We start from the raw sequence: 23,992 nt of genomic DNA, 5'->3' as shown, positions 1-23,992 counted from the left end.
GCGGGCAGGCGCGGGCGCCGTTTGAAGCAGCGTGAAGCCGGGCAATCAGGCGTCCGGATACCACGCGTCGGTGAATTCGCTGACCTTGACGTCCGTCAGTTCCGGACGGGCGGCCAGCCATCCGCGCACGAGTTCGCGGTCCGCGTCGGTCGTCGTGCCGCGCGGCGCGCCGGAGATCACGTACGCGCCGATGCCTTCGTCCGCGGACGCGACGGTCAGCAGCCCGTTCGCTTCGACGAAGTCGATGAACGCATCGATCAACTGGCCGCGCTCGAGGTCGGTCATGTCGTTGCGGTAGTGCGCGGTGGCGTTGAACGCGAGTTCCTGGAATTCGCCGATGTGGAGTTTCTTGCGCTGGCGGCGGTTGTGGCCTTGGCTCATGGTGTGGGGTGAATGCGAAAAGGGTCAATGAAAGGGCGGCGGCAGGTGCCGGCGCGGCATGCGCGAACAGCCCGGCCACCGCAGCGGGGCGCCGCGCGGTGCTGCCGGCGGCGGATGGGCGGAAGGTTACATCAGCACGATATCGTACTGCTCCTGGCTCAGATTCGACTCGACCTGCAGCGACACCGGCTTGCCGATGAAGTCGATCAGCATCGCCAGATGCTGCGACTCTTCATCGAGGAACAGGTCGATCACCTGCTGCGCGGCGATCACGCGGAACTCGCGCGGGTTGAACTGCCGCGATTCGCGCAGGATCTCGCGCAGGATGTCGTAGCACACGGTGCGCGACGTTTTCACCTGGCCCTTGCCCTGGCAGGTCGGGCACGGTTCGCACAGCACGTGCGCGAGCGATTCGCGCGTGCGCTTGCGCGTCATCTCGACGAGCCCGAGTTGCGAGAAGCCGTTCACCGTCACGCGCGTGCGGTCGCGCGAGAGCGCCTTCTTCAGCTCGGACAGCACCGCGTCGCGATGCTCGGCGTTCTCCATGTCGATGAAGTCGATGATGATGATCCCGCCGAGGTTGCGCAGCCGCAGTTGCCGCGCGATCGTGTGCGCGGCCTCGAGGTTGGTCTTGAAGATCGTGTCGTCGAAGTTGCGCGCACCGACATAGCCGCCCGTGTTCACGTCGATCGTCGTCATCGCCTCGGTCTGGTCGATCATCAGGTAACCGCCCGATTTGAGGTCGACGCGGCGCGACAGCGCGCGCTGGATCTCCGTCTCGATGTTGTACAGGTCGAACAGCGGCCGCTCGCCCGTGTAGTGATGCAGCTTCGGGCTCACGGCCGGCGTGAACTCGCCCGCGAACTCCGCGAGACGTGTGTACGTCTCGCGCGAATCGACCTGGATGCGCGTCGTGTCGTCGTTCGCGAAATCGCGCAGCACGCGCTGCGCGAGATCGAGATCCTGGTACAGCAGGCTTGTCGCCGGCAGCCGCTGCGCCTGCGCGACGATCGTCGCCCACGTCTTGCGCAGGTACGTGACGTCGCCGGCCAACTCGTCGGAGGTGGCGTCCTCGGCGATCGTCCGCACGATGTAGCCGCCTTTCTCGTCCGGCGGGATCACGGCGGTCAGCCGCGCGCGCACGGCCTCGCGCTCGGCCTCGCTTTCGATCTTCTGCGAGATGCCGATATGCGGTTCCTGCGGCAGGTAGACGAGCGTGCGGCCCGCGATACTGACCTGCGTCGACAGCCGCGCGCCTTTCGTGCCGATCGGATCCTTGATCACCTGGACCATCAGCGTCTGGCCTTCGAACACGATCTTCTCGATCGGCTGGTGCGGCGCGCCCGACTGCGGCTCGCCCGCGAGGCGCGGATGCCAGATGTCGGCGACGTGCAGGAACGCCGCGCGCTCGAGGCCGATGTCGATGAACGCCGACTGCATGCCGGGCAGCACGCGCACGACCTTGCCGAGATAGATGTTGCCGACCCGCCCGCGCGACAGCGTGCGCTCGACGTGAAGCTCCTGCACCGCGCCTTGCTGGACGAGTGCGACGCGCGTTTCCTGCGGCGTGAGGTTGATCAGGATTTCTTCGTTCATGGTGCGGTTCAGAAGGCGACGCGTGCGGTACGCAGCAGCGCGGCAGTCTCAAAAAGGGGCAGACCCATGATACCTGAATGGGATCCGTCGATTCGCTCGATGAATTCGGCCGCGCGGCCCTGGATCGCGTACGCGCCGGCCTTGCCGAACGGCTCGCCGGTTTCGACGTAGCGCACGTATGCGTCGCGCGACGCGGCCGCGAAGCGCACCGACGAGCGCGACAGCGCGGGCGGCAGCAGCTCGCCGCTGGCGTCGATCACGGCGACGGCGGTCAGCACCGCGTGTTCGCGGCCGGCGAGGCGGGTGAGCATCGCGAGCGCATCGTCGGCGTCGGCCGGCTTGCCGAGGATCGCGCCGTCGATCGTCACGGTCGTATCGGCCACCAGCACCGGCGCGGCCGGCTTGCCGCTCGCGACGAGGCGGGCACGCGCGGCCTCGGCCTTCGCGACGGTCACGCGCCGCACGTACGCGTCGGCGGCTTCGCCGGGCAGTTCGGCCTCGAGCGCCTCGGCGTCTTCGTCGGGGCGCGGCAGCAGCAGCTCGAAGCGTACGCCGATCTGCTGCAGCAGCTCCTGGCGGCGCGGGCTTTGCGAAGCGAGGTAAAGCGTCTGGAAAAGCGGGGTCGGAAAAAGCGCGGGGGACGTGCTGGACGGCATGGTGTCGTTATCTCGTTGAGCGCGCGCGGCGCGCGTCTCGAGGACGACACGTCATGCGCGGTGGTAGGGGTGATTCTGCGTGATGCTCCACGCCCGGTAAAGCTGTTCGGCGAGCAGCACGCGCACCATGCCATGCGGCAGCGTCATGCTCGAGATGCGCAGCAGCACGTCGGCGCGCGCTTTCAGTTCCGGATCGAGCCCGTCGGCGCCGCCGATCACGAACGCGACGTCGCGGCCGTCCTGCTGCCAGCCGGGCAGCGCCTGCGCGAGCTGCATCGTGGTCCAGTCGCGGCCGCGCTCGTCGAGCGCGACGAGGCGCGCGCCCTTCGGCAGCGCGGCCTCGATCTTCTGCCGCTCGGCCGCCATCACGCTTTCGGCGCTGCGACCGCCCGAACGCAGCTCGGGCTTGATTTCGCGCAACTCGATGCGCAGCTCGGGCGGCATCCGCTTCGTGTATTCGTCGAAGCCGGAGGCGATCCAGCCCGGCATCTTGTGGCCGACCGCGAGGATGAAAAGCTTCATCGGGACACGCGTGACGGCTTAACGGCGGCGGGCGGCCGTCTTGCGCGCCGGGCGTGCGGGCGCTTCTTCCTCTTCCTCGTCGTCTTCGCTCGCCGTCGCGAAGCCGTTGCCCTTGCCGCCGCCGAGCTTCATCCGCACGGGCTTGTCGCCCCAGATTTCCTCGAGGTTGTAGTACTGGCGCAGCGCCGGTTGCAGGATGTGCACGACCGCGTCGCCGCAGTCGACCAGCACCCATTCGCCGGTGTCCTCGCCTTCGGAGCTGACGACGTCGCCGCCGGCTTCCTTGACCTTGTCGCGCACGTTCGACGCGAGCGCCTTGGTCTGGCGGTTGGAGGTGCCCGATGCGACGACCACGCGGTCGAACAGTTCGGTCAGGTGGCTGGTGTTGAACACCTTGATGTCTTGCGCCTTGACGTCTTCGAGGGCGTCGACGATCACGCGCTGCAGTTTGCGAATATCCATGGATTCAGGAATGGTAGAGGCGATGTTGAAGAATATAGGCCCATACGGCGGCCGGCACATGTTCGGCCGACGCGTCGGGCATTTGCGCATGGCGTGCGATGCATTCGCGCAGGTGCGCGCGGATGTCGGTCGCGGCGATGTCGAACGAAAGGGTCGTATCGATCAGCAAGCGGCCTGCCGGCGTGGCCTTCAGCACGTCGGCGCCGGCCTGCCGCGCGGCGATTTCCCGCGCGACGTCCGGCGGCGCCGCGCCGAGCTCGAAGCCCGGGCGCGTCGACACGCCGATGTGCGCGTAGTCGAACAGCGTGCGCCAGTCGCGCCACGTATCGAGGCGCACGAGCTGGTCCGCGCCGATCAGCAGCGACAGCGACGCATCCGGGCCGATCCGCTCGCGCCAGCGCGCGAGCGTCTCGACCGTGTAGGTCGGGCCGGTGTGCTCGATCTCGTCGGTGGCGACCGTTACGGTCACGCCCGGCACGGACAGCGTGCCGGCGGCCGCGCGCGTCATCGCGAGCCGGTGCTCGGCGGCCGACACGTCGCGCTTCTGGTACGGCTGCCCGGCGGGCAGCAATACGAGTTCGGTCAGGTCGAGCAGCTCGGCGAACCGGCGCGCGAGCGCGAGATGGCCATCGTGGATCGGGTCGAAGGTGCCGCCCAGCAAGCCGATACGGCGCGGCAGCGGGGCGGGGCGGGCGGTGGTGTCCAGAAACGCGTCCTTTCGTTGGGGCAGCGGGGGGCGCGGGCTCAGACCCAGTCGCGCGGCACGAGGAAGTCGCTATACAGCCGCGCTTCGGCCGAACCCGGCTCGGGTTGCCAGTTGTAGCGCCAGTTCGCGACCGGCGGCATCGACATCAGGATCGACTCGGTCCGGCCGCCGCTTTGCAGGCCGAACAGCGTACCGCGGTCGAACACCAGGTTGAATTCGACGTAGCGGCCGCGGCGGTAGGCCTGGAAGTCGCGCTCGCGCTCGCCGTACGGCAGCTCGGCGCGGCGCTCGACGATCGGCAGGTAAGCGTGCAGGAACGCATCGCCGACGCTTTGCATCAGGTCAAACGAGCGTTCGAAACCGGGCTCCGAGAAATCGTCGAAGAAGATCCCGCCGATGCCGCGCGTCTCGTTGCGGTGCTTCAGGAAGAAGTATTCGTCGCACCACTGCTTGAAGCGCGGATAGAGCTCGATGCCGAACGGATCGAGCGCATCCTTGCAGGTCTGGTGGAAATGCCGCGCGTCGTCCTCGAAACCGTAAACCGGGGTCAGGTCCATGCCGCCGCCGAACCAGAACACGGGCGCTTCGCCCGGTTTCGTCGCGATCAGCATCCGCACGTTCATGTGCACGGTCGGGCAGTACGGATTGCGCGGGTGCAAAACGAGCGACACGCCGAGCGCCTCGAAGCCGCGGCCCGCGAGCTGCGGGCGCGCCGCGCTCGCCGACGGCGGCAGCGCATCGCCCGCCACGTCGGAAAAGCCGATTCCCGCGCGTTCGAACACGCGGCCGCCTTCGAGAATCCGCGTGCAGCCGCCGCCGCGCAGGCGTTCGGCCGGCCCGCGCTGCCACGTGTCGGTCGCGAGCGGCGTGCCGTCGAGCGCGCCGAGCGCGTGGGCGATCCGTGTCTGCAGGCCCTGGAGGTACGTGCGCACACGCGCCACGTCGTAGGTCGAATCGGTCATGTCTGGACTGGCTGCCCCCGCCTGACGCGGGGGCCGTAAAAAAAGCGTCTGCCGGGCATTCTATCGAACCCCGGCAGAGGGGCCGCCGCCGCGCGGGCGCGGGGCGGCGATGGCGACGTCACGCGCTCTTGCGGTTGAGCGCGCGGAAGCCGATGTCGCGGCGGTACTGCATGCCTTCGAAGTTGATCTGGTTGATCGTGTCGTACGCATGCTGCTGCGCTTCGCGCACCGAATCGGCGAGGCCGACCACGCACAGCACGCGGCCGCCGGACGTCACGAGCTTGTCGCCGTCGGCGAGCGTCGTGCCCGCATGGAACGTCACGGCCTGTTCGGTTTCGGCCGGGATCCCGTTGATGCGGTCGCCCTTGCGCGGCGCGTCCGGGTAACCGTGCGCGGCCAGCACGACGCCGAGCGCGGTGCGGCGATCCCAGTCGAGCTCGACCGTGTCGAGCGTGCCCGCGATCGCCTGCTCGACGACCTTCGAGAAATCGCTCTTCAGGCGCGCCATGATCGGCTGCGTTTCCGGGTCGCCCATCCGGCAGTTGAACTCGAGCGTGCGCGGATTGCCGTCCTTGTCGATCATCAGGCCCGCGTACAGGAAGCCGGTGAAGCGGATGCCGTCCTTCTCCATCCCGCGCACGGTCGGCATGATGATCTCGCGCATCACGCGTGCGTGCATCTGCGGCGTGACGATCGGCGCGGGCGAATACGCGCCCATGCCGCCGGTGTTCGGGCCGCGATCCTCGTCGAGCAGGCGCTTGTGGTCCTGGCTGGAAGCCAGTGCCAGCGCGTGCTTGCCGTCGACCATCACGATGAAGCTGGCTTCCTCGCCATCGAGGAATTCCTCGATCACGACGCGCGCGCCGGCATCGCCGAGCTTGTTGCCCGACAGCATCATGTCGACGGCCGCATGCGCCTCTTCGAGCGTCATCGCGACGACGACGCCCTTGCCGGCCGCGAGGCCGTCGGCCTTCACGACGATCGGCGCGCCCTTCGCGTCGAGATACGCGTGGGCGGCGGCCGCATCGGAGAAGGTTTCGTAGTCGGCGGTCGGAATGTTGTGGCGCTTCATGAACGCCTTCGCGAAATCCTTCGAGCTTTCGAGCTGCGCGGCTTCGCGGGTCGGGCCGAACACCTTCAGGCCGCGTGCGCGGAACAGGTTGACGATGCCGGCCGCGAGCGGCGCTTCCGGCCCGACGAGCGTGAACGCGACGCCTTCGCGTTCCGCGAAATCGGCGAGTTCGTCGAGCGACGTGATGTCGACGTTCTTCAGACGCTCGTCCTGCGCCGTGCCGCCATTGCCGGGCGCGACGTAGACCATCTGGACGCGCGGCGACTGCGCGAGCTTCCACGCCAGTGCATGTTCGCGGCCGCCGGAACCGACGACGAGTAGTTTCATGGGATTCCCCGCAGACTAGAAAACAGGGCGGCCGGCACGCTCAGGCGCGCCGGCCGCGGAATCGGTCGGGCCGCCGCCGCGACAGGTGCGCGGCGGCCGGCATCTCATTCCTCGACGATGACGGCGTTCGTATACACGTCCTGCACGTCGTCGAGGTTCTCGAGCGCGTCCAGGAGCTTCTGCATCTTCGCCGCGTCGTCGCCGGTGAATTCGACTTCGTTCTGCGGCTTCATCGTCACTTCGGCGAGTTCGGCCTTGAAGCCGGCGGCTTCGAGCGCGTCCTTCACCGCCGAGAATGCCTGCCAGTCGCACAGCACCTCGATCGAACCGTCGTCGTTCGTGTTCACGTCGTTCGCACCGGCTTCGAGCGCGGCTTCCATCAGCGCGTCTTCCGACGTGCCGGGCGCGAACAGGAACTGGCCGACGTGATCGAACATGAACGCGACCGAGCCGTCGGTGCCCATGTTGCCGCCGAACTTCGAGAACGCGTGGCGCACTTCCGCGACCGTGCGGGTGCGGTTGTCGGTCAGCGTGTCGACGATGATCGCCGCGCCGCTGATGCCGTAGCCTTCGTACCGGATTTCTTCGTAGTTCGCGCCGTCCGCGCCGCCGACGCCGCGATCGATCGCGCGCTTGACGTTGTCCTTCGGCATGTTCGCGTCGGCTGCCTTGTCGACCGCGAGACGCAGGCGCGGGTTCGAGTTGACGTCGCCGCCGCCGAGGCGCGCCGCGACCTGGATTTCCTTGATCAGGCGGGTCCAGATCTTGCCGCGCTTCGCGTCGGCCGCAGCCTTCTTATGCTTGATGTTGGCCCATTTCGAATGACCAGCCATACCTTTCTCCGTGCCCGGGCGCGCAGCGCGGGCGATTGTTTCAGTGTGTCGTTGAATCGGCGGCCGTTTCGGCGGGCATGAAGCCGCGGGGCCGCGCGTGTCGAGTGGATCGTGATTTTATCACGCGGCGACCGCCGGTTCGGGGCCGCCGCGCATGGCCGAACGGCCGGGGCGGCCGTCGCGGCGCGCCGGGCCGCGCGGCAGGCGGCGCCGGCGAGTCAGTTCTTGGTGCCGAACAGGCGGTCGCCCGCGTCGCCCAGGCCCGGCACGATGTACGCGTGCTCGTTCAGGTGCGAGTCGAGCGACGCGACGAACAGCTTCACGTCCGGGTGCGCGTCCTGGAACACCTGCACGCCCTCGGGCGCGGCGACCAGCGCGACGAACATGATGTTCGCGGCCGGCACGTTGCGGCGCTTGAGCACGTCGACCGCGTGCACGGCCGAATAGCCGGTCGCGACCATCGGGTCGCACAGGATGAAGATGCGGTCTTCCAGGTCAGGCAGGCGCACCAGGTATTCGACCGGGCGGTGGTCGTCGGCGCGGTACACGCCGATGTGGCCGACGCGCGCGGACGGCACCAGGTCGAGCAGGCCGTCCGACATCCCGATGCCCGCGCGCAGCACGGGCACGATCGCGAGCTTCTTGCCCGCGATCACCGGCGCGTCGACCGCCACCAGCGGGGTTTCGACCCGCTTGGTCGTGATCGGCAGGTTGCGGGTGATCTCGTAGCCCATCAGCAGCGTGATCTCGCGCAGCAGTTCGCGGAACGTGCGCGTGGACGTGTCTTTGTCGCGCATGTGCGTGAGCTTGTGCTGGATCAGCGGGTGATCGGTGATGAAGAGGTTCGGGAAACGGCTGTCCTGTTTCATGACGGGGTGCCTTGGCGGCAAAAGGGGATCGGGGGCGGCGGCGGGCACGGGCCGGCCGTCGCTTATGGCCGCAATTTTACCAAGGCGCGCCGCGCGATCCGGATATTATCGACGTCTCACGACAATCCGCGTGCCGCGCACGCCCGTTCGCCCGCCCGTCGGCGGCCACACGGGGCCGCGCCGGCACGCGCGCCACCAGGGAAGCGACGATGGATCTCGGCATTGAAGGAAAGACCGCGCTCGTATGCGCGGCCAGCAAGGGCCTCGGGCGCGGCTGCGCGGAAGCGCTGGCCGCGGAGGGCGTGAACCTCGTGATCGTCGCGCGTACGCGCGACACGCTGGAGGAAACCGCGGAAGAGATCCGGGCCGGCGCGAACGTGTCGGTCACGGCGGTCGCCTGCGACATCACGACGCCGGACGGCCGCGCGGCCGCGCTCGCCGCGTGCCCGCAGCCGGACATTCTCGTGACGAATGCCGGCGGCCCGCCGCCCGGCGACTTCCGCGACTTCTCGCACGACGACTGGATCCGTGCGCTCGAGTCGAACATGCTGACGCCGATCGAGCTGATCCGCGCGACCGTCGACGGGATGATCGGCCGCGGCTTCGGCCGGATCGTCAACATCACGAGTTCGGCCGTGAAGGCGCCGATCGACGTGCTGGCGCTGTCGAACGGTGCGCGCTCGGGGCTGACCGGCTTCGTCGCGGGGCTGTCGCGCAAGGTCGCGGGGCAGGGCGTGACGATCAACAACCTGCTGCCGGGGCTGTTCGACACCGACCGGATCGCGACGACGCTCGCCGCGTCGGCGCAGGCGCAGGGCGTGACGGTCGACGAGATGCGTGCGCGTCGCACCAGGGACATTCCGGCCGGGCGCCTCGGCACCCGCGCCGAGTTCGGCGCGGCCTGCGCGTTCCTGTGCAGCGTCCATGCGGGCTACATCACCGGGCAGAACTGGCTGCTCGACGGCGGCGCATATCCGGGTACGTTCTGACCCGCGCTTTTCGATTCACGACGACAACACGACAACCGAACGACGAAGGAACTGGAGATGAGCAAACCCCGCATCGCACTGATTGCGCACGACGCGAAGAAGGACGAGATCGTCGCGCTCGCGGGCCAGTATCGCGAGACGCTCGCGCAATGCCGGCTGGTCGCCACCGGCACGACGGGTGGCCGCATCGCGGCCGCGCACGGGCTCGAGGTCGAACGCAAGCTGTCGGGGCCGCTCGGCGGCGACCTGCAGATCGGCGCGGAGCTCGCCGACGGCCGGGTCGACATCGTCGTGTTCCTGCGCGACCCGATGACCGCGCAGCCGCACGATCCCGACATCACCGCGCTGGTGCGCGCGTGCGACGTGCACGACGTGCCGGTGGCGACCAACGTCGCGACCGCGCGGATGCTGCTCGACGATCTGGCGCGGAACATGCAGGACGTTTGCTAGGCGCGGGCCGCGTCCGATTGTCCCTGCCGGTGGCAGGGCCATGCACGGACGGCGGCGACGCGCGAGAATCGTGCGTCGCCACGCGCGCCTGCCGGCTCCTGCACGAATCGGTGCGACGCGCGCATCGGCGCCCCGGGTTTTCCTGACTGACAGACAGAAGAGGAGCAAAACGATGCCGAAAGCAATCCGATACGACCAGCCGGGCGGCCCGGACGTGATGAAGTGGGTCGATGTCGAGGTCGGCGCGCCGAAGGCGGGCGAAGTCCGCATCCGGCAACACGCCGTTGGGCTCAACTACATCGACGTGTATTTCCGCACGGGCCTGTATCCGCAGCCGCTGCCCGGCGGCCTCGGGATGGAGGCGGCGGGCGAGGTGACGGCCGTCGGCGACGGCGTGACCGCGTTCAAGGCCGGCGACCGTGTCGCCTATGTCGGCCAGCCGCCCGGCGCGTATGCGCAGGAGCGCGTGATGCCGGCCGAGCGCATCGTGAAGCTGCCGGACGGCATCGGCTACGACGACGCGGCGTCGGTGATGCTGCAGGGCCTGACCGCCCATTACCTGCTGCGCCGCACGTACCCGGTGAAGGTCGGCGACACGATCCTGATCCATGCGGCGGCCGGCGGCGTCGGCTTGCTCGTATGCCAGTGGGCGAAGGCGCTCGGCGCGACCGTGATCGGCACGGTCGGCTCCGACGAAAAGGCCGAACTCGCGAAGGCGCACGGCTGCGACCACCCGATCGTCTACACGCGCGAGAATTTCACGCAGCGCGTGAAGGCAATCACGAACGGCGCGGGCGTGCCGGTCGTCTACGATTCGATCGGCAAGGACACCTACATCGGCTCGCTCGACTGCCTTGCGCCGCTCGGCTACTTCGTCAGCTTCGGCAATGCGTCGGGCCCGCTGCCGCCGATCGACTCGAAGGAATTCTCGTCGCGCGGCTCGCTGTTCTTCACGCGGCCGACGCTGTTCTCGTACATCGCGAAGCGCGCCGATCTCGAGGCCGCGGCCGCCGAGCTGTTCGACGTGATCCTGTCGGGGAAGGTGAAGACGAGCATCAACCAGCGCTACCCGCTCGCCGAAGTCGGCCGCGCGCATGCCGATCTGGAAGCACGCAAGACCACCGGCTCGACGATCCTCGTTCCCTGACCCGTCCCCGCATGCCGGCGCGACGCCGGCATGCGCCTGTTGCGGGCGGCGCCCCGGCGCCGTCCGTCCCGCCTCGATTCGCATCCGTCCCGCCCCGCGCGTTTACGCGTTTTTTACACCCGCCCCGATACCTTTGACCCGCCCTTTACGCGCGTTCCCATAAGGTTCTAGTCGTCCGATTTCGACGACGGAGAACATAAAAATGGATGGGGTTTTCATCGGCGCACTGGTGCTCTTCACCGCGCTGACCCTCGGTTTGCTTGCCGGTTGCGACACGCTCGCGCAATACGGTCGCGGGGGGCGGGCATGACCTGGATGCTTTGGCTGGCTGGTGCGTCCACCGCGCTGCTGTTCGCGTATCTCGTCTTTGCGCTGCTGCGCGCGGAGGACATCGAATGAACGCGAACAACCTGTTGCAGACGCTGCTGTTCATCGTCGTGCTGCTGGCGGCGGCCGTGCCGGTCGCGCGCTACCTGAGCGCGGTGATGGACGGCAGTTCGCGCGTCGTGCGCGTGTTCGGGCCGCTCGAACGCGCGCTGTACCGCGTGGCCGGCGTCGACGCCGGCACCGAGATGAACTGGAAGCAGTATGCGGTCGCGACGATCGCGTTCAACGCGCTCGGCGTGCTGTTCCTTTACGGGCTGCTGCGCCTGCAGGGCTTCCTGCCCGGCAACCCGCAGCAGTTCGGCGCGATGACGCCCGACGGCGCGTTCAACACGGCCGTCAGCTTCGTCGCCAACACGAACTGGCAGGACTACGCGCCCGAGCAGACCGTCAGCTATCTGTCGCAGATGCTCGGCCTGACGGTGCAGAACTTCCTGTCGGCAGCGACCGGCATCGTCGTCGTGATCGCGCTGATCCGCGGCTTCGCGCGCCACACCGCGCAGACGATCGGCAACTTCTGGGTCGACCTCACGCGCGTGACGCTGTACGTGCTCGTGCCGATGGCGGCGCTCGTCGCCGCGCTGCTGATGAGCCAGGGCGTGCTGCAGAACATGAAGGCGTACCAGGACGTGCCGGTGTTGCAGGCGAGCACCTACGCGGCGCCGAAGCTCGATGCGCAGGGCAACCCGGTGAAGGACGACAAGGGCAACGCGGTCACGGTGCCGACCCCGCTCACGAAGCAGACGCTCGCGATGGGCCCGGTTGCGTCGCAGGAAGCGATCAAGATGCTCGGCACCAACGGCGGCGGTTTCTTCAATGCGAACTCCGCGCACCCGTACGAGAACCCGACGCCGTTCGCGAACTTCATCGAGATCTTCGCGATCCTGATCATCCCGGCCGCGCTGTGCCTGGTGTTCGGCCGCATGATCGGCGACCGCCGGCAGGGCGTCGCGGTGCTCGCGGCGATGACGGTCGCGTTCACGATCGCGATCGGCGTCGAGGTGAGTGCCGAGCAGGCCGGCAACCCGACGCTCGCCGCGCTGCACGTCGACCAGTCGGCGGGCGCGCTGCAGTCGGGCGGCAACATGGAAGGCAAGGAAACGCGCTTCGGGATCGCGCAGACCGGCATCTTCACGGTCGCGACCACGGCGGCGTCGTGCGGCGCGGTCGACGCGATGCACGATTCGCTGACGCCGGTCGGCGGTCTCGTGCCAATGCTGCTGATGCAACTCGGCGAAGTGGTCTACGGCGGCGTTGGCTCGGGTCTCTACGGGATGCTCGTGTTCGCGCTGCTCGCGGTGTTCGTCGCCGGCCTGATGATCGGCCGCACGCCGGAATACGTCGGCAAGAAGATCGAATCGTACGAGATGAAGATGGTGTCGATCGTCGTGCTGCTCACGCCGCTGCTCGTGCTGGTCGGCACGTCGATCGCCGTGCTCGCCGATGCGGGCAAGGCCGGCATCGCGAACCCCGGCCCGCACGGCTTCTCGGAAATCCTCTATGCGTTCAGCTCGGCCGCGAACAACAACGGCAGCGCGTTCGCGGGCCTGACGGTCAGCACGCCGTTCTACAACTGGATGACCGCGATCGCGATGTGGTTCGGCCGCTTCGGCACGATCGTGCCGGTGCTGGCGATCGCCGGTTCCCTCGCCGCGAAGAAGCGCATCGCGGTGACGAGCGGCACGCTGCCGACCCACGGGCCGCTGTTCGTCGTGCTGCTGCTCGGCACCGTGCTGCTGGTGGGCGCGCTGACCTACGTGCCGGCGCTCGCGCTCGGCCCGGGCGTCGAGCACCTGATGATGTGGCTGGGCGCGTGATGCGCGCCCGCATGGCGACACGTTGAAAAGACTGAAGAGCTTGAAGAGATCGCAATGACTCAACATTCCGCAACACGGTCCATGTTCGACCCGGCGCTGCTGCGCCCGGCGATCGTGGACTCGTTCAAGAAACTCACGCCGCGCACGCAGTTCCGCAACCCGGTGATGTTCTGCGTGTACGTCGGCAGCATCCTGACGACGATCCTGTGGATCGCGGCGCTCGCCGGCCAGGCCGAGGCGCCCGCGGGCTTCATCCTCGCGGTCACGCTGTGGCTGTGGTTCACGGTGCTGTTCGCGAACTTCGCCGAAGCGCTCGCCGAAGGACGTTCGAAGGCGCAGGCCGCATCGCTGCGCAGCGCGAAGAAGGACGTGATGGCGAAGAAGCTCAACGAGCCGCATCCGAAGTCGCCGATCCGCATCACGACCGCGTCCGACCTGCGCAAAGGCGACGTCGTGCTCGTCGAGACCGGCGACGTGATCCCGGCCGACGGCGAGGTCGTCGACGGCGTCGCGTCGGTCGACGAATCGGCGATCACCGGCGAATCCGCACCGGTGATCCGCGAATCGGGCGGCGACTTCTCGTCGGTGACGGGCGGCACGCGCGTGCTGTCCGACTGGATCGTCGTCAAGGTCACCGCGAACCCCGGCGAGGCGTTCCTCGACCGGATGATCGCGATGGTCGAAGGCGCGAAGCGCAAGAAAACGCCGAACGAGATCGCGCTGACGATCCTGCTCGTCGCGCTGACGATCGTGATGCTGCTCGCGACCGCGACGCTGCTGCCGTTCTCGATGTTCTCGGTCGACGCGATGAAGGCCGGCCACGTGGTGACGATCACCGCGCTGGTCGCGCTGCTCGTGTGCCTGATCCCGACGACGATCGGCGGGCTGCTGTCCGCGATCGGCGTGGCCGGGATGAGCCGGATGATGCAGGCGAACGTGATCGCGACGTCGGGCCGCGCGGTGGAGGCGGCCGGCGACGTCGACGTGCTGCTGCTCGACAAGACCGGCACGATCACGCTCGGCAACCGTCAGGCGTCGACGTTCGTGCCGGCACCGGGCGTGACCGAGGAAGCGCTGGCCGATGCCGCGCAACTGTCGTCGCTCGCCGACGAAACGCCGGAAGGGCGCAGCATCGTCGTGCTCGCGAAGGAGCGCTTCAACATCCGCCAGCGCGACATGGCGCAACTGCACGCGACGTTCCTCGGCTTTTCCGCGCAGACGCGGATGAGCGGCGTCGACCTGCCCGGTCGCGAGATCCGCAAGGGCGCGGCCGACGCGATCCGCCGCTACGTCGAAACCCACGGCAGCCGCTTCCCCGAGGAAGTGCGCCGCGCGGTGGACGACGTCGCGCGCCGCGGCAGCACGCCGCTCGTCGTCGCCGACCTGCAGGACGGGGCGGCGCGCGTGCTCGGCGTGATCGAGTTGAAGGACATCGTGAAGGGCGGCATCAAGGAGCGCTTCGCGGAACTGCGCAAGATGGGCATCAAGACCGTGATGGTGACGGGCGACAACCGGCTGACGGCCGCGGCGATCGCGGCGGAGGCGGGCGTCGACGATTTCCTCGCGGAAGCGACGCCGGAAACCAAGCTCGCGACGATTCGCGAGCATCAGGCGGCCGGGCGCCTCGTCGCGATGACGGGCGACGGCACCAACGACGCGCCGGCGCTCGCGCAGGCCGACGTCGCGGTGGCGATGAACACCGGCACGCAGGCGGCGAAGGAAGCCGGCAACATGGTCGACCTCGATTCGAACCCGACCAAGCTGATCGAGATCGTCGAGATCGGCAAGCAGATGCTGATGACGCGCGGGTCGCTGACGACGTTCTCGATCGCGAACGACATCGCGAAATATTTCGCGATCATCCCGGCCGCGTTCGTGACGACCTACCCGCAACTGCGCGTGCTCGACATCATGCACCTGACGTCGCCGGCGTCCGCGATCCTGTCTGCCGTGATCTTCAATGCGCTGATCATCGTCGCGCTGATTCCGCTCGCGCTGAAGGGCGTGACCTATCGGCCGCTCGGCGCCGCGTCGCTGCTGCGCCGCAACCTGCTGGTCTACGGCCTCGGCGGCGTGCTGCTGCCGTTCCCGTTCATCAAGCTGATCGACATGACGCTCGCCGCGCTCGGCTGGGCCTGAGCCGGCCGCACTGGAAGGAACCATCATGAAATCGTTGATTCGCCCGCTCGTCGTGCTGTTCGTGATCCTGACCGCCGTGACGGGGCTCGCTTACCCGGCCGTGATGACCGTGTTCGGTCAGGCCGTGTTTCCGTCGCAGGCCAACGGCAGCCTGATCGAGCAGGACGGCAAGGTCGTCGGCTCCGCGTTGATCGGCCAGCCGTTCGATGCGCCGAAGTATTTCTGGGGCCGGCTGTCGGCCACCGCGCCGATGCCGTACAACGCGGCCGGCTCGGGCGGCTCGAACTTCGGCCCGCTGAACCCGTCGCTTCCCGACCAGGTGAAGGCGCGCATCGCCGCGTTGCGCGACGCCGGGACCGACCTGTCGAAACCGGTGCCGATCGACCTCGTGACCGCGTCGGCGAGCGGCCTCGATCCGGAAATCACGCCGGCCGCCGCCGCGTACCAGGTCGAGCGCGTCGCGAAGGCGCGCCATCTGGCGCCGGACGCGGTCGCGCAACTCGTCGCCGCGAACACGACGGGCCGCCAGTTCGGCGTGCTCGGCGAGCCGCGCGTGAACGTGCTGAAGCTGAATCTCGCGCTCGACGCCGCGCAGGCCGCGCACTGACCGATCGCGCGTGCCGACCGGCATCCGGCGCGGCCTGAGCCGCGCTGGACGCGCTTTTCCCGACGGCGCTTGCGCCGTCTTTGCCTTTTGCGGCGATTTGGAACCACAATGCTCGTACTCGCGCGCATCCGGGCGCTCCGCTTTCCTCACGCATGAACCGTCCCGATCCAGACCAACTTCTCGACAAGCTGCAGCGAGACGAAGAAAAGCAGCGGCGCGGCCAGCTCAAGATTTTCTTCGGCGCGTCCGCCGGCGTCGGCAAGACCTACGCGATGCTGCAGGCCGCGCGCCAGCGCCGGCAGGATGGCGTCGACGTCGTCGTCGGCATCGTCGAGACCCACGGCCGCAGCGAGACCGCCGCGCTGCTCGACGGCCTCGACGTGCTGCCGCCCGCCCGCATCGACTATCGCGGCCGCACGCTCGCCGAATTCGATCTGGACGGCGCGCTCGCGCGGGCGCCGCAACTGATCCTCGTCGACGAGCTCGCGCATTCGAACGTGCAGGGCGCACGCCACCTGAAGCGCTGGCAGGACGTCTACGAGCTGCTCGACGCGGGCATCGACGTCTATACGACCGTCAACGTCCAGCATCTCGAAAGCCTGAACGACGTGGTCGGCGCGATCACCGGCATCCGCGTGTGGGAGACCGTGCCCGATCGCGTGTTCGACGCGGCCGACGAAGTCACGCTCGTCGACCTGCCGGCCGAGGAACTGCTCGAGCGGATGCGCGACGGCAAGGTCTATCTCGCGCAGCAGGCCGAGCGCGCGGTGCGCAACTTCTTCCGCAAGGGCAACCTGATCGCGCTGCGCGAACTCGCGCTGCGGCGCACGGCCGATCGCGTCGACGCGCAGATGCGCGAGTACCGCGCCGACCGTTCGATCCAGCGCATCTGGCAGGCGCGCGAGCGGTTGCTGGTGTGCGTCGGGCCCGGCCCCGAAGCGCCGACGCTCGTGCGCGCGGCCGCGCGGCTCGCGGCGAGCCTGAAGGCCGACTGGATCGCCGTGTACGTCGAGACGCCGCGCCTGCAGCGGCTGCCCGACGCGCGGCGGCAGCGCACTCTCGACGCGCTGAAGCTCGCGGCCGAGCTCGGCGCGGAGACGGCCACGCTCGCCGGCGCCGACGCGGTCGCCGCGCTGATCGGCTATGCGAAGGTGCGCAACGTGTCGAAACTGGTCGCGGGCGGTTCGCCGAAGGTGGGGCTCGCGCGCCGCTTTGCGCGGCCGTTCGGCGAACAACTGGCGGAACGCGCGGGCGACGTCGACCTGATGCTGATTCGCGCATCCGCGAGCGACGAGGCGCGCGCCGCGCCGCTCGACGCGCGGGCGCGCGACTGGCGCGATGCGTTCGCGCAGTTCGGCACGCACCGCTCGCCGCCGCGCCATTACGCGTATGCGGCCGCGATCTGCGCGGCGATCACCGTCGTCGCGAGCGTCGTGTCCGGGCGGCTCGACCTCACGAATCTCGTGATGCTGTACCTGCTCGGCGTGGTGTTCTCGGCCGTGCGGCTCGGGCGCGGCCCGGGCGTGCTGCAGTCGTTCCTGTCGGTGGCCGCGTTCGATTTCTTCTTCGTGCCGCCGCGCATGTCGTTCTCGGTCAGCGACACGCAATACCTGCTGACCTTCTTCGGGATGCTGCTGACGTCGCTCGTGATCAGCCATCTGACATCGACGCTGACGCGCCAGGCGAGCGTCGCGCAGCGCCGCGAGCGCCGCACCGGCGCGATCTACGCGATGGCGCGCGAACTCGGCGCGGCGCTGACGACCGAGCAGATCGTCGAGATCGGCAGCCGCCACGTCGGCGAGGTGTTCCGCGCGCGTGTCGCGTTCCTGCTGCCCGACAGCGCGGACCAGGTGCGGCAGAAGATCGAGGAGCCCGACGCGGCCGTCACGCTGACGGGCGCGGAGCTCGACAGCGACGTCGGCCAGTGGGTGTACGACCAGCAGAAGCCGGCCGGCCGCGGCACCGATACGCTGCCGGCGACGGCCGCGCTGTACCTGCCGCTGAAGGCGCCAATGCGCACGCGCGGCGTGCTCGCGGTCGCGTCGCGTGAGCCGCGCGAACTCGAGGTGCCCGAGCAGCAGCGGATGCTCGACGCATTCGCCGCGCAGATCGCGCTCGCGCTGGAGCGCGTGCACTACGTCGAGATCGCGCGCGACGCGCTCGTCAACATGGAATCCGAACGGCTGCGCAACTCGCTGCTGTCGGCGATCTCGCACGACCTGCGCACGCCGCTCACGACGATCGTCGGCTTCTCGTCGATGCTCGCGAACGGGCGCGCGGCCGCGCAGGCGGGCGACGCCGCGGCGGCCGCGCGGCTCGCGCAGCGCGAGGGCGAACTCGTCGACGCGATCCACGACGAGGCGCTGCGCATGACGGGCATCGTCACGAACCTGCTCGACATGGCGCGGCTGCAGGCCGGCAGCCTGCAGCTCAAGCGCCAGTGGTCGCTGCTCGAGGAAACCGTCGGCGCCGCGCTCGCCGCCTGCCGGCGGGTGCTCGCCCGCCATCCGGCGCGCGTCGCGCTGCCGGCCGACCTGCCGCTGCTGCAGATGGACGCGGTGCTGATGGAGCGGCTGTTCACCAACCTGTTCGAGAACGCGGCGAAGTACACGCCGCCCGATACGGCGCTCGACATCGGCGCCGAGCGCGTGACCGACGACGGGCAGCCATTCGTGCGCGTGCACGTCGACGATCACGGCCCGGGCCTGCCGGCCGGCATGGAAACGCGGATCTTCGACAAGTTCACGCGCGGCGAGAAGGAATCGGCGACGCCGGGCATCGGGCTCGGCCTCGCGATCTGCCGCGCGATCGTCGAGGCGCACGGCGGTAAAATCGGCGCGCTGAACCGCACCGCGCCCGACGGCCACGTGACGGGCGCGCGCTTCTGGTTCACGCTGCCGGTCGACACGCCGCCGGCCGCGCCGGCCGTGCCCGACGACGAACCCGACCTGCCGGGCGCATCGCCCCCATCCGAGTCATTGCCAGACCATGAGTGAACCCAGCCTGACCGTCGTCCTGATCGAGGACGAAAAGCAGATCCGCCGCTTCGTGCGCGCCGCGCTCGAAGAGGAGGACATCGCGGTGTTCGAGGCCGAGACGGGCAAGCAGGGGCTGATCGACGCGGCGACGCGCAAGCCCGACCTCGTGATCGTCGACCTCGGGCTGCCCGATACCGACGGCCTCGACGTGATCCGCGAACTGCGCGGCTGGTCCGAGGTGCCGGTGATCGTGCTGTCCGCCCGCACGCAAGAAGAGGAGAAGGTCGCGGCGCTCGACGCGGGCGCCGACGACTACCTGACCAAGCCGTTCGGCGTGTCCGAACTGCGTGCGCGGATGCGCGCGCAACTGCGCCGGCGCAACCAGGGCGGCGCGAACGAGTCGCCGAAGGTGACCTTCGGCAGCGTGACCGTCGATCTCGCGCTGCGCCAGGTATGGCGCGACGATGCGATCGTGCACCTGACGCCGCTCGAATACCGGCTGCTCGCGACGCTCGTGCGTCACGCGGGGCGCGTGCTCACGCACCGCCAGCTGCTGCGCGACGTGTGGGGGCCGTCGCACGTCGAGAGCCATCACTATCTGCGCATCTACATGGCGCACCTGCGCCAGAAGCTCGAGGCCGATCCCGCGCAGCCCGAGCACATCGTCACCGAGACGGGCGTCGGCTACCGGCTCGTCGGCGCCGTGTGACGACGGGCGCGGCGGCGCACGCGGCCATGACCCCGCGCGCCGGCACGGTTGCGCCGGCGCGACAGTCTCGCGACTGCCGCCGGCCTTGCACACCGGCTGCGCGATCCCCGCTATCCTGACCGTTCCGCGAACGAAAACGAGGAGCGTGCAATGTCCGTCCGTCTGGTCGTCCTCTGTGCGCTCGCGCTGGTCGCGCCCGGCGCGTTCGCCCAACCGTTGCCGCCCGGGCAGCAGCCGCCCGCGCAGGTGGCGCTGGCCAATCCCGCGTCGGTCAACTGCGAGAAGCTCGGCGGTCGCCACGTGATCCGCAACCTGTCGAGCGGGCAGGTCGGGATGTGCGTGTTCAAGGATGGCCGCGTGTGCGAGGAGTGGGCGCTGTACCGCGACGATCGCTGCGTCGGCGGCGGTGCGCCGAAGCGCGTGGCGAACTGAGCGCGGCCGGCCGATCGCGCCCCGCATCGGCCACCGACGTAGCAGGCAGCCGGCAGGTCCGTAAGCCTCTTGTTATACTCGGCGCCGCCCGGGGACGACCCCGGGTCATTCGCTTCAACGGGGACGGCCCCATCCGATACGGAGTACGTCGAGATGGCGTGGGTATGGTTGTTGATCGCCGGTTTGCTGGAAGTGGCCTGGGCGGCCGGCTTGAAATCGTCGGACGGCTTCACGAAGCTCGGTCCGTCGGTGTTTACGATCGTGACGGCGCTGGCCAGCTTCGGGCTGCTCGCGGTCGCGATGCGCCAGTTGCCGCTCGGTACCGCGTACGCGGTGTGGACGGGCATCGGCGCGGTCGGCGCGTTCGTGTTCGGCATCGTGATGATGGGCGAGGCGCTGACCGTCGCGCGCGTCGCGAGCGCGGCGCTGATCGTCGCGGGGCTGGTCGGCCTGAAGCTGTCGTCGGCCGCCTGACGACGGTATCCCGGGTGCGCAGGCGCCCGGGCGCCGCCTTGCCCCGCGGAATTGCGCCGGTCGCCCGCCCAGCCTGTCTATAATGGAACGCATTCGGGCCTGAATCCCGTCGTGCTTCTCGCGGCACGCGGTGCCGGTCGCCACGCGCCGCGCGGCCAATCTGTCCGACCCGATCCGATCAATCGGCAAAACGCACGGAAAGTGCAAGGAGAGGGCCATGATCGAAGCCATTTCGCTCGGCGCGGGGCTCGCGTGGGCGAGCGGCCTGCGCCTGTACCTGACGGTCCTGATCGCCGGCGTGCTGGCGCGGTTCGGCTGGCTCCATCTACCCGACACGCTGGCCGTGCTGATGTCGCCGTGGGTGATCGGCGCCGCGGCCGTGCTCACCGTGACCGAGTTCCTTGCCGACAAGATCCCCGCGTTCGACTCGCTGTGGGATGCCGTGCATACCTTCATCCGCATCCCGGCCGGGGCCGTGCTCGCGGCCGGCGCGCTCGGCCATGCCGACCCGACCATGCTGGCGGTCGCGGGTCTCGCCGGCGGCTCGCTCGCCGGCGCCGCGCACGTGGCGAAGGCCGGCACGCGCGCGCTGATCAACCTGTCTCCCGAACCGATTTCGAACTGGGTCGCGTCGTCGACCGAGGACGGTCTCGTGGTCGGCGGGCTCGTCCTCGCGTTCTTCGTTCCGCTCGCGTTCCTCGTGCTGCTCGCCGCGTTCATCGCGGCGTCGGCGTGGGCGCTGCCGCGTCTGTGGCGCGGCGTGTCGGGCGGTTTTCGCGGGATGGCGAACCACATGGTGTCGCGGCTCAACTCGATCGGAGGGAAACGCGATTGAAGGGGCCGCAACACGCGGCGCAGCCGCCGGCCGGGCCATCCGGCCATGACGGGCGCGCGCATGCGGGCCGCTTCGGTCTGCGCGACCTGATCCACCAGGCTGCCCGGATGACCGCGCGCGACTGGCGCGCGGGCGAACTGACGCTGCTCGTCCTCGCGCTGGTGCTCGCGGTCGCGGCGCTGACGAGCGTCGGCTTTCTCGCCGATCGCCTGCGTCAGGGGCTCGAGCGCGACGCGCGCCAGATGCTCGGCGCCGATTTCGTCGTGCGCGCCGATCATCCGGTCGATCCGTCGTTCGACCGGCAGGCCCGCGCGCTCGGCCTGCGTACCGCGACGACCGCCATTTTTCCGAGCATGATCGCGGCCGCCGCGGGCGGGCAGGCGGCCGACGCGGCGCCGTCGCGCCTCGCGGCCGTGAAGGCCGTGTCGCCCGGGTATCCGCTGCGCGGCGCGGTCGAGATTCTGCCGGCCGGTGCCGCCACTGCGCAGAAGGCGGCCGCGATTCCCGCGCCCGGCACCGTATGGGCCGACCCGGTGCTGCTCGACGCGCTGCACCTGAAGGCCGGCGATACGGTGCGGGTCGGGCTGCGTACATTTACGGTCGCCGCCGCGATCACCCGCGAACTCGATCGCGGCTTTTCGTTCCTCAATTTTTCGCCACGGCTGATGATGCGCGCGGACGAGCTCGCCGCGACGGGGCTCACCGGCTACGGCAGCCGCGTCACGTACCGGCTGCTGGTCGCCGGCGATGCCCCGGCCATCGCGCGCTTCGAAACGTATGCGCACACGCGCGTCGACGGCGGGAAGCTGCGCGGCGTCGGGCTCGAGTCGTTGCAGGAAGGGCAGCCGCAGGTGCGGCAGACGCTGGATCGCGCGCGCCATTTCCTGACGCTCGTCGCGCTGCTGACCGCGCTGCTCGCGGCGGTCGCGATCGCGATGGCCGCGCAGCGCTACATGCGGCGTCATCTCGACGGCTGCGCGACGATGCGCTGTCTTGGCGTGAGCCGCCGCACGCTCGGCGCGCTGTTCGCGCTGGAATTCGCCGGCGTCGGCATCGTGTCGGGCGCCGCGGGCGCGGTGCTCGGCTATGCCGGCCACTGGGCGTTGCTGGCCGCGCTCGGCAGCCTGATCGACGTCGTGCTGCCGCCGCCGACGTTGTGGCCGGCGCTGATCGGCATGGGCGCCGCGCTCGTGCTGCTGCTCGGTTTCGCGCTGCCGCCGCTCGTGCCGCTCACGCGCGTGCCGCCGGTGCGCGTGCTGCGGCGCGAGTGGGGCGACGCGTCGCGCACCGCGTGGGCCGCGTACGCGATCGGCGTCGTGCTGTTCGCGGGGCTGCTGATCGTGGCCGCCGGCAACCTGAAGCTCGGCCTGATCGTCGCGGGCGGCTTTGCCGGTGCGCTGGTCGGTTTCGCGCTGATCGCCCGGCTCGTGCTGTTTGCCGCCGCGCGCGCGGTGCGCAATGCGCGCGTGGCCGCGGGCGTCGGCTGGCGTTACGCGCTGGCGTCGCTGCACCGACGCGGCACGGCCAGCGCGCTGCAGATCACCGCGCTCGCGCTCGGCCTGATGTGCCTGCTGCTGATCGCGATCACGCGCAACGACCTCGTGGCGGGCTGGCGGCAGTCGACACCGCCCGATGCGCCGAACCAGTTCCTGATCGACATCCAGCCCGACCAGCGCGCCGATGTCGCGGCCTATCTGGCCGCGCACGGCGTGCGCGACGCCGAGCCCGCGCCGATGGTGCGCGGCCGCCTCGTCGCGATCAACGGCAAGCCGGTGAATCCGGACGCGTACCCGTCCGAAGAGGCGCGCCGGCTCGTCGATCGCGAGTTCAACCTGTCGTATACGACCGAGCTGCCGTCCGACAACCGGATCGTCGAAGGCGACTGGTTCGGCACCGCGGCCACGCCGCAGATCTCGATCGAAGCCGGCCTCGCGAAGACGCTGAACGTGAAACCGGGCGACACGCTGCGCTTCGACGTGACGGGACTGACGGTCGACGCGCCCGTCACCAGCGTGCGCAAGCTCGACTGGGGCTCGTTCCGCGTCAACTTCTTCGTGCTGATGCCGCCGCCCGTGCTGAAGGATTTCCCGGCCGTCTACCTGACCAGCTTCCATCTGCCGGCCTCGGACGCCGCGCTGCTCGATCCGCTGATCGCGCGCTACCCGAACCTGACCGCGATCGATGTCGCGCCAATCCTCGCGCAATTGCAGCGGATGATGCTGCAGGTGGTCGGGGCGGTGCAGTTCCTGTTCGCGTTCACGCTCGCGGCCGGGGTGCTCGTGCTGTACACGGCGCTCGCCGGCTCGCGCGACGAGCGCGTGCGCGAGGCCGCGCTGCTGCGCGCGCTCGGCGCGTCGCGCGCGCAGGTGAACGCGGTGCAGCGCGCGGAATTCGTCGTGGTCGGCGCGCTGGCCGGCGTGCTGGCATCGGCGGGCGCGATCGCGGTCGGCTGGGTGCTCGCCGCGCGCGTGTTCGACTTCCAGCTCGCCGTCGATCCTTGGCTCGTGCCGGCCGGCATCGCGGCCGGTGTCGTCTGCGCCGGTGCGGCCGGCTGGCTGAGCCTGCATAATGTGTTGCGGCGCCCCGCGCTGCAGTCGCTGCGCGACGCCTGAGCGTCGCCCGCGGCCCCGAAGATCCCGTTTCCC

Annotated in this window: 23 protein-coding genes; 13 read left to right on the top strand and 10 right to left on the bottom strand. The window is 69.4% G+C overall.

What is annotated here, in order from left to right; all coding sequences use genetic code 11:
* Nucleotides 1-45: 45 nt before the first annotated feature.
* From MMB92_RS17425 to upp, 10 genes are all read right to left on the bottom strand, one after another.
* Nucleotides 46-381, bottom strand: coding sequence for a 50S ribosome-binding protein YggL (locus MMB92_RS17425; RefSeq protein WP_006490771.1), 336 nt, complete (start codon nt 379-381; stop codon nt 46-48).
* Between the two features lie 126 nt (nt 382-507).
* Entirely contained in the window at nt 508-1,977 is a 1,470-nt protein-coding gene (rng, locus tag MMB92_RS17420) for a ribonuclease G (RefSeq protein ID WP_006490773.1), read from the bottom strand.
* 8 nt (nt 1,978-1,985) lie between these two features.
* Nucleotides 1,986-2,633, bottom strand: a complete 648-nt coding sequence (locus tag MMB92_RS17415; RefSeq protein WP_006497036.1) for a Maf family protein — start codon at nt 2,631-2,633, stop codon at nt 1,986-1,988.
* 51 nt (nt 2,634-2,684) lie between these two features.
* Nucleotides 2,685-3,155 (bottom strand): 23S rRNA (pseudouridine(1915)-N(3))-methyltransferase RlmH, encoded by a 471-nt coding sequence (gene rlmH, locus MMB92_RS17410; protein WP_006484265.1) that lies wholly within the window; start codon nt 3,153-3,155, stop codon nt 2,685-2,687.
* 18 nt (nt 3,156-3,173) lie between these two features.
* On the bottom strand, nt 3,174-3,617 hold the full coding sequence (gene rsfS / locus MMB92_RS17405) for a ribosome silencing factor (protein WP_006484266.1): 444 nt from the start codon (nt 3,615-3,617) through the stop codon (nt 3,174-3,176).
* A gap of 4 nt (nt 3,618-3,621) precedes the next feature.
* Nucleotides 3,622-4,347, bottom strand: a complete 726-nt coding sequence (locus MMB92_RS17400) for a nicotinate-nucleotide adenylyltransferase (protein WP_069353512.1) — start codon at nt 4,345-4,347, stop codon at nt 3,622-3,624.
* Between the two features lie 14 nt (nt 4,348-4,361).
* Nucleotides 4,362-5,285 (bottom strand): oxygen-dependent coproporphyrinogen oxidase, encoded by a 924-nt coding sequence (gene hemF, locus MMB92_RS17395; protein ID WP_277562810.1) that lies wholly within the window; start codon nt 5,283-5,285, stop codon nt 4,362-4,364.
* A 118-nt stretch (nt 5,286-5,403) separates the two neighbouring features.
* A complete protein-coding gene (gene purD, locus MMB92_RS17390; RefSeq protein WP_006484263.1) occupies nt 5,404-6,684 on the bottom strand; it encodes a phosphoribosylamine--glycine ligase in 1,281 nt (426 codons plus the stop codon).
* Between the two features lie 104 nt (nt 6,685-6,788).
* Entirely contained in the window at nt 6,789-7,517 is a 729-nt protein-coding gene (locus MMB92_RS17385; RefSeq protein WP_006478227.1) for a YebC/PmpR family DNA-binding transcriptional regulator, read from the bottom strand.
* 218 nt (nt 7,518-7,735) lie between these two features.
* The gene (upp, locus tag MMB92_RS17380; protein WP_006481871.1) at nt 7,736-8,386 is read right to left on the bottom strand and encodes a uracil phosphoribosyltransferase; all 651 of its coding nucleotides are present in this window, start codon (nt 8,384-8,386) and stop codon (nt 7,736-7,738) included.
* A 209-nt stretch (nt 8,387-8,595) separates the two neighbouring features.
* On the opposite strand from upp, the gene MMB92_RS17375 reads away from it, so the two are divergent.
* The 13 genes from MMB92_RS17375 (at nt 8,596) to MMB92_RS17315 (ending at nt 23,959) form a co-directional block, all read left to right on the top strand.
* On the top strand, nt 8,596-9,375 hold the full coding sequence (locus MMB92_RS17375; RefSeq protein WP_006481870.1) for an SDR family oxidoreductase: 780 nt from the start codon (nt 8,596-8,598) through the stop codon (nt 9,373-9,375).
* Between the two features lie 57 nt (nt 9,376-9,432).
* Nucleotides 9,433-9,825: a methylglyoxal synthase gene (locus tag MMB92_RS17370; protein ID WP_006478230.1), complete on the top strand. Its 393-nt coding sequence runs from the start codon at nt 9,433-9,435 to the stop codon at nt 9,823-9,825.
* A gap of 172 nt (nt 9,826-9,997) precedes the next feature.
* Nucleotides 9,998-10,972: a quinone oxidoreductase gene (locus MMB92_RS17365; RefSeq protein WP_058901665.1), complete on the top strand. Its 975-nt coding sequence runs from the start codon at nt 9,998-10,000 to the stop codon at nt 10,970-10,972.
* Between the two features lie 306 nt (nt 10,973-11,278).
* The gene (kdpF, locus tag MMB92_RS17360; RefSeq protein WP_006752209.1) at nt 11,279-11,371 is read left to right on the top strand and encodes a K(+)-transporting ATPase subunit F; all 93 of its coding nucleotides are present in this window, start codon (nt 11,279-11,281) and stop codon (nt 11,369-11,371) included.
* Entirely contained in the window at nt 11,368-13,173 is a 1,806-nt protein-coding gene (kdpA, locus tag MMB92_RS17355) for a potassium-transporting ATPase subunit KdpA (protein WP_006481875.1), read from the top strand. Before kdpF ends, kdpA begins: the two co-directional genes overlap by 4 nt.
* Nucleotides 13,174-13,227: 54 nt before the next feature.
* Nucleotides 13,228-15,312 carry a potassium-transporting ATPase subunit KdpB gene (gene kdpB / locus MMB92_RS17350; RefSeq protein WP_043205568.1) on the top strand — a complete coding sequence of 695 codons (2,085 nt, stop codon included), beginning with the start codon at nt 13,228-13,230 and terminating at the stop codon, nt 15,310-15,312.
* Nucleotides 15,313-15,337: 25 nt separating this feature from the next.
* Entirely contained in the window at nt 15,338-15,919 is a 582-nt protein-coding gene (gene kdpC / locus MMB92_RS17345; protein WP_006497028.1) for a potassium-transporting ATPase subunit KdpC, read from the top strand.
* 152 nt (nt 15,920-16,071) lie between these two features.
* Nucleotides 16,072-18,915 carry a DUF4118 domain-containing protein gene (locus MMB92_RS17340; RefSeq protein WP_080323895.1) on the top strand — a complete coding sequence of 948 codons (2,844 nt, stop codon included), beginning with the start codon at nt 16,072-16,074 and terminating at the stop codon, nt 18,913-18,915.
* Nucleotides 18,908-19,606 carry a two-component system response regulator KdpE gene (gene kdpE, locus MMB92_RS17335; protein ID WP_006483513.1) on the top strand — a complete coding sequence of 233 codons (699 nt, stop codon included), beginning with the start codon at nt 18,908-18,910 and terminating at the stop codon, nt 19,604-19,606. The genes MMB92_RS17340 and kdpE overlap by 8 nt, the downstream gene beginning before the upstream one ends.
* Before the next feature lie 150 nt (nt 19,607-19,756).
* A complete protein-coding gene (locus MMB92_RS17330) occupies nt 19,757-20,038 on the top strand; it encodes a DUF333 domain-containing protein (protein WP_006483516.1) in 282 nt (93 codons plus the stop codon).
* Between the two features lie 153 nt (nt 20,039-20,191).
* The gene (sugE, locus tag MMB92_RS17325; RefSeq protein WP_006497024.1) at nt 20,192-20,512 is read left to right on the top strand and encodes a quaternary ammonium compound efflux SMR transporter SugE; all 321 of its coding nucleotides are present in this window, start codon (nt 20,192-20,194) and stop codon (nt 20,510-20,512) included.
* A 217-nt stretch (nt 20,513-20,729) separates the two neighbouring features.
* Complete coding sequence (locus MMB92_RS17320; protein ID WP_006483514.1) at nt 20,730-21,347, top strand: DUF4126 domain-containing protein; 618 nt, start codon at nt 20,730-20,732, stop codon at nt 21,345-21,347.
* On the top strand, nt 21,344-23,959 hold the full coding sequence (locus MMB92_RS17315) for an FtsX-like permease family protein (protein ID WP_277562809.1): 2,616 nt from the start codon (nt 21,344-21,346) through the stop codon (nt 23,957-23,959). The genes MMB92_RS17320 and MMB92_RS17315 overlap by 4 nt, the downstream gene beginning before the upstream one ends.
* Nucleotides 23,960-23,992: the final 33 nt, after the last annotated feature.

The organism is Burkholderia sp. IO2 (genome assembly GCF_029522185.1).
GTDB lineage: Bacteria > Pseudomonadota > Gammaproteobacteria > Burkholderiales > Burkholderiaceae > Burkholderia > Burkholderia cenocepacia.
The sequence above is the reverse complement of the archived record's forward strand: the minus strand, read 5'-3'. Positions and strand labels throughout refer to the sequence as shown.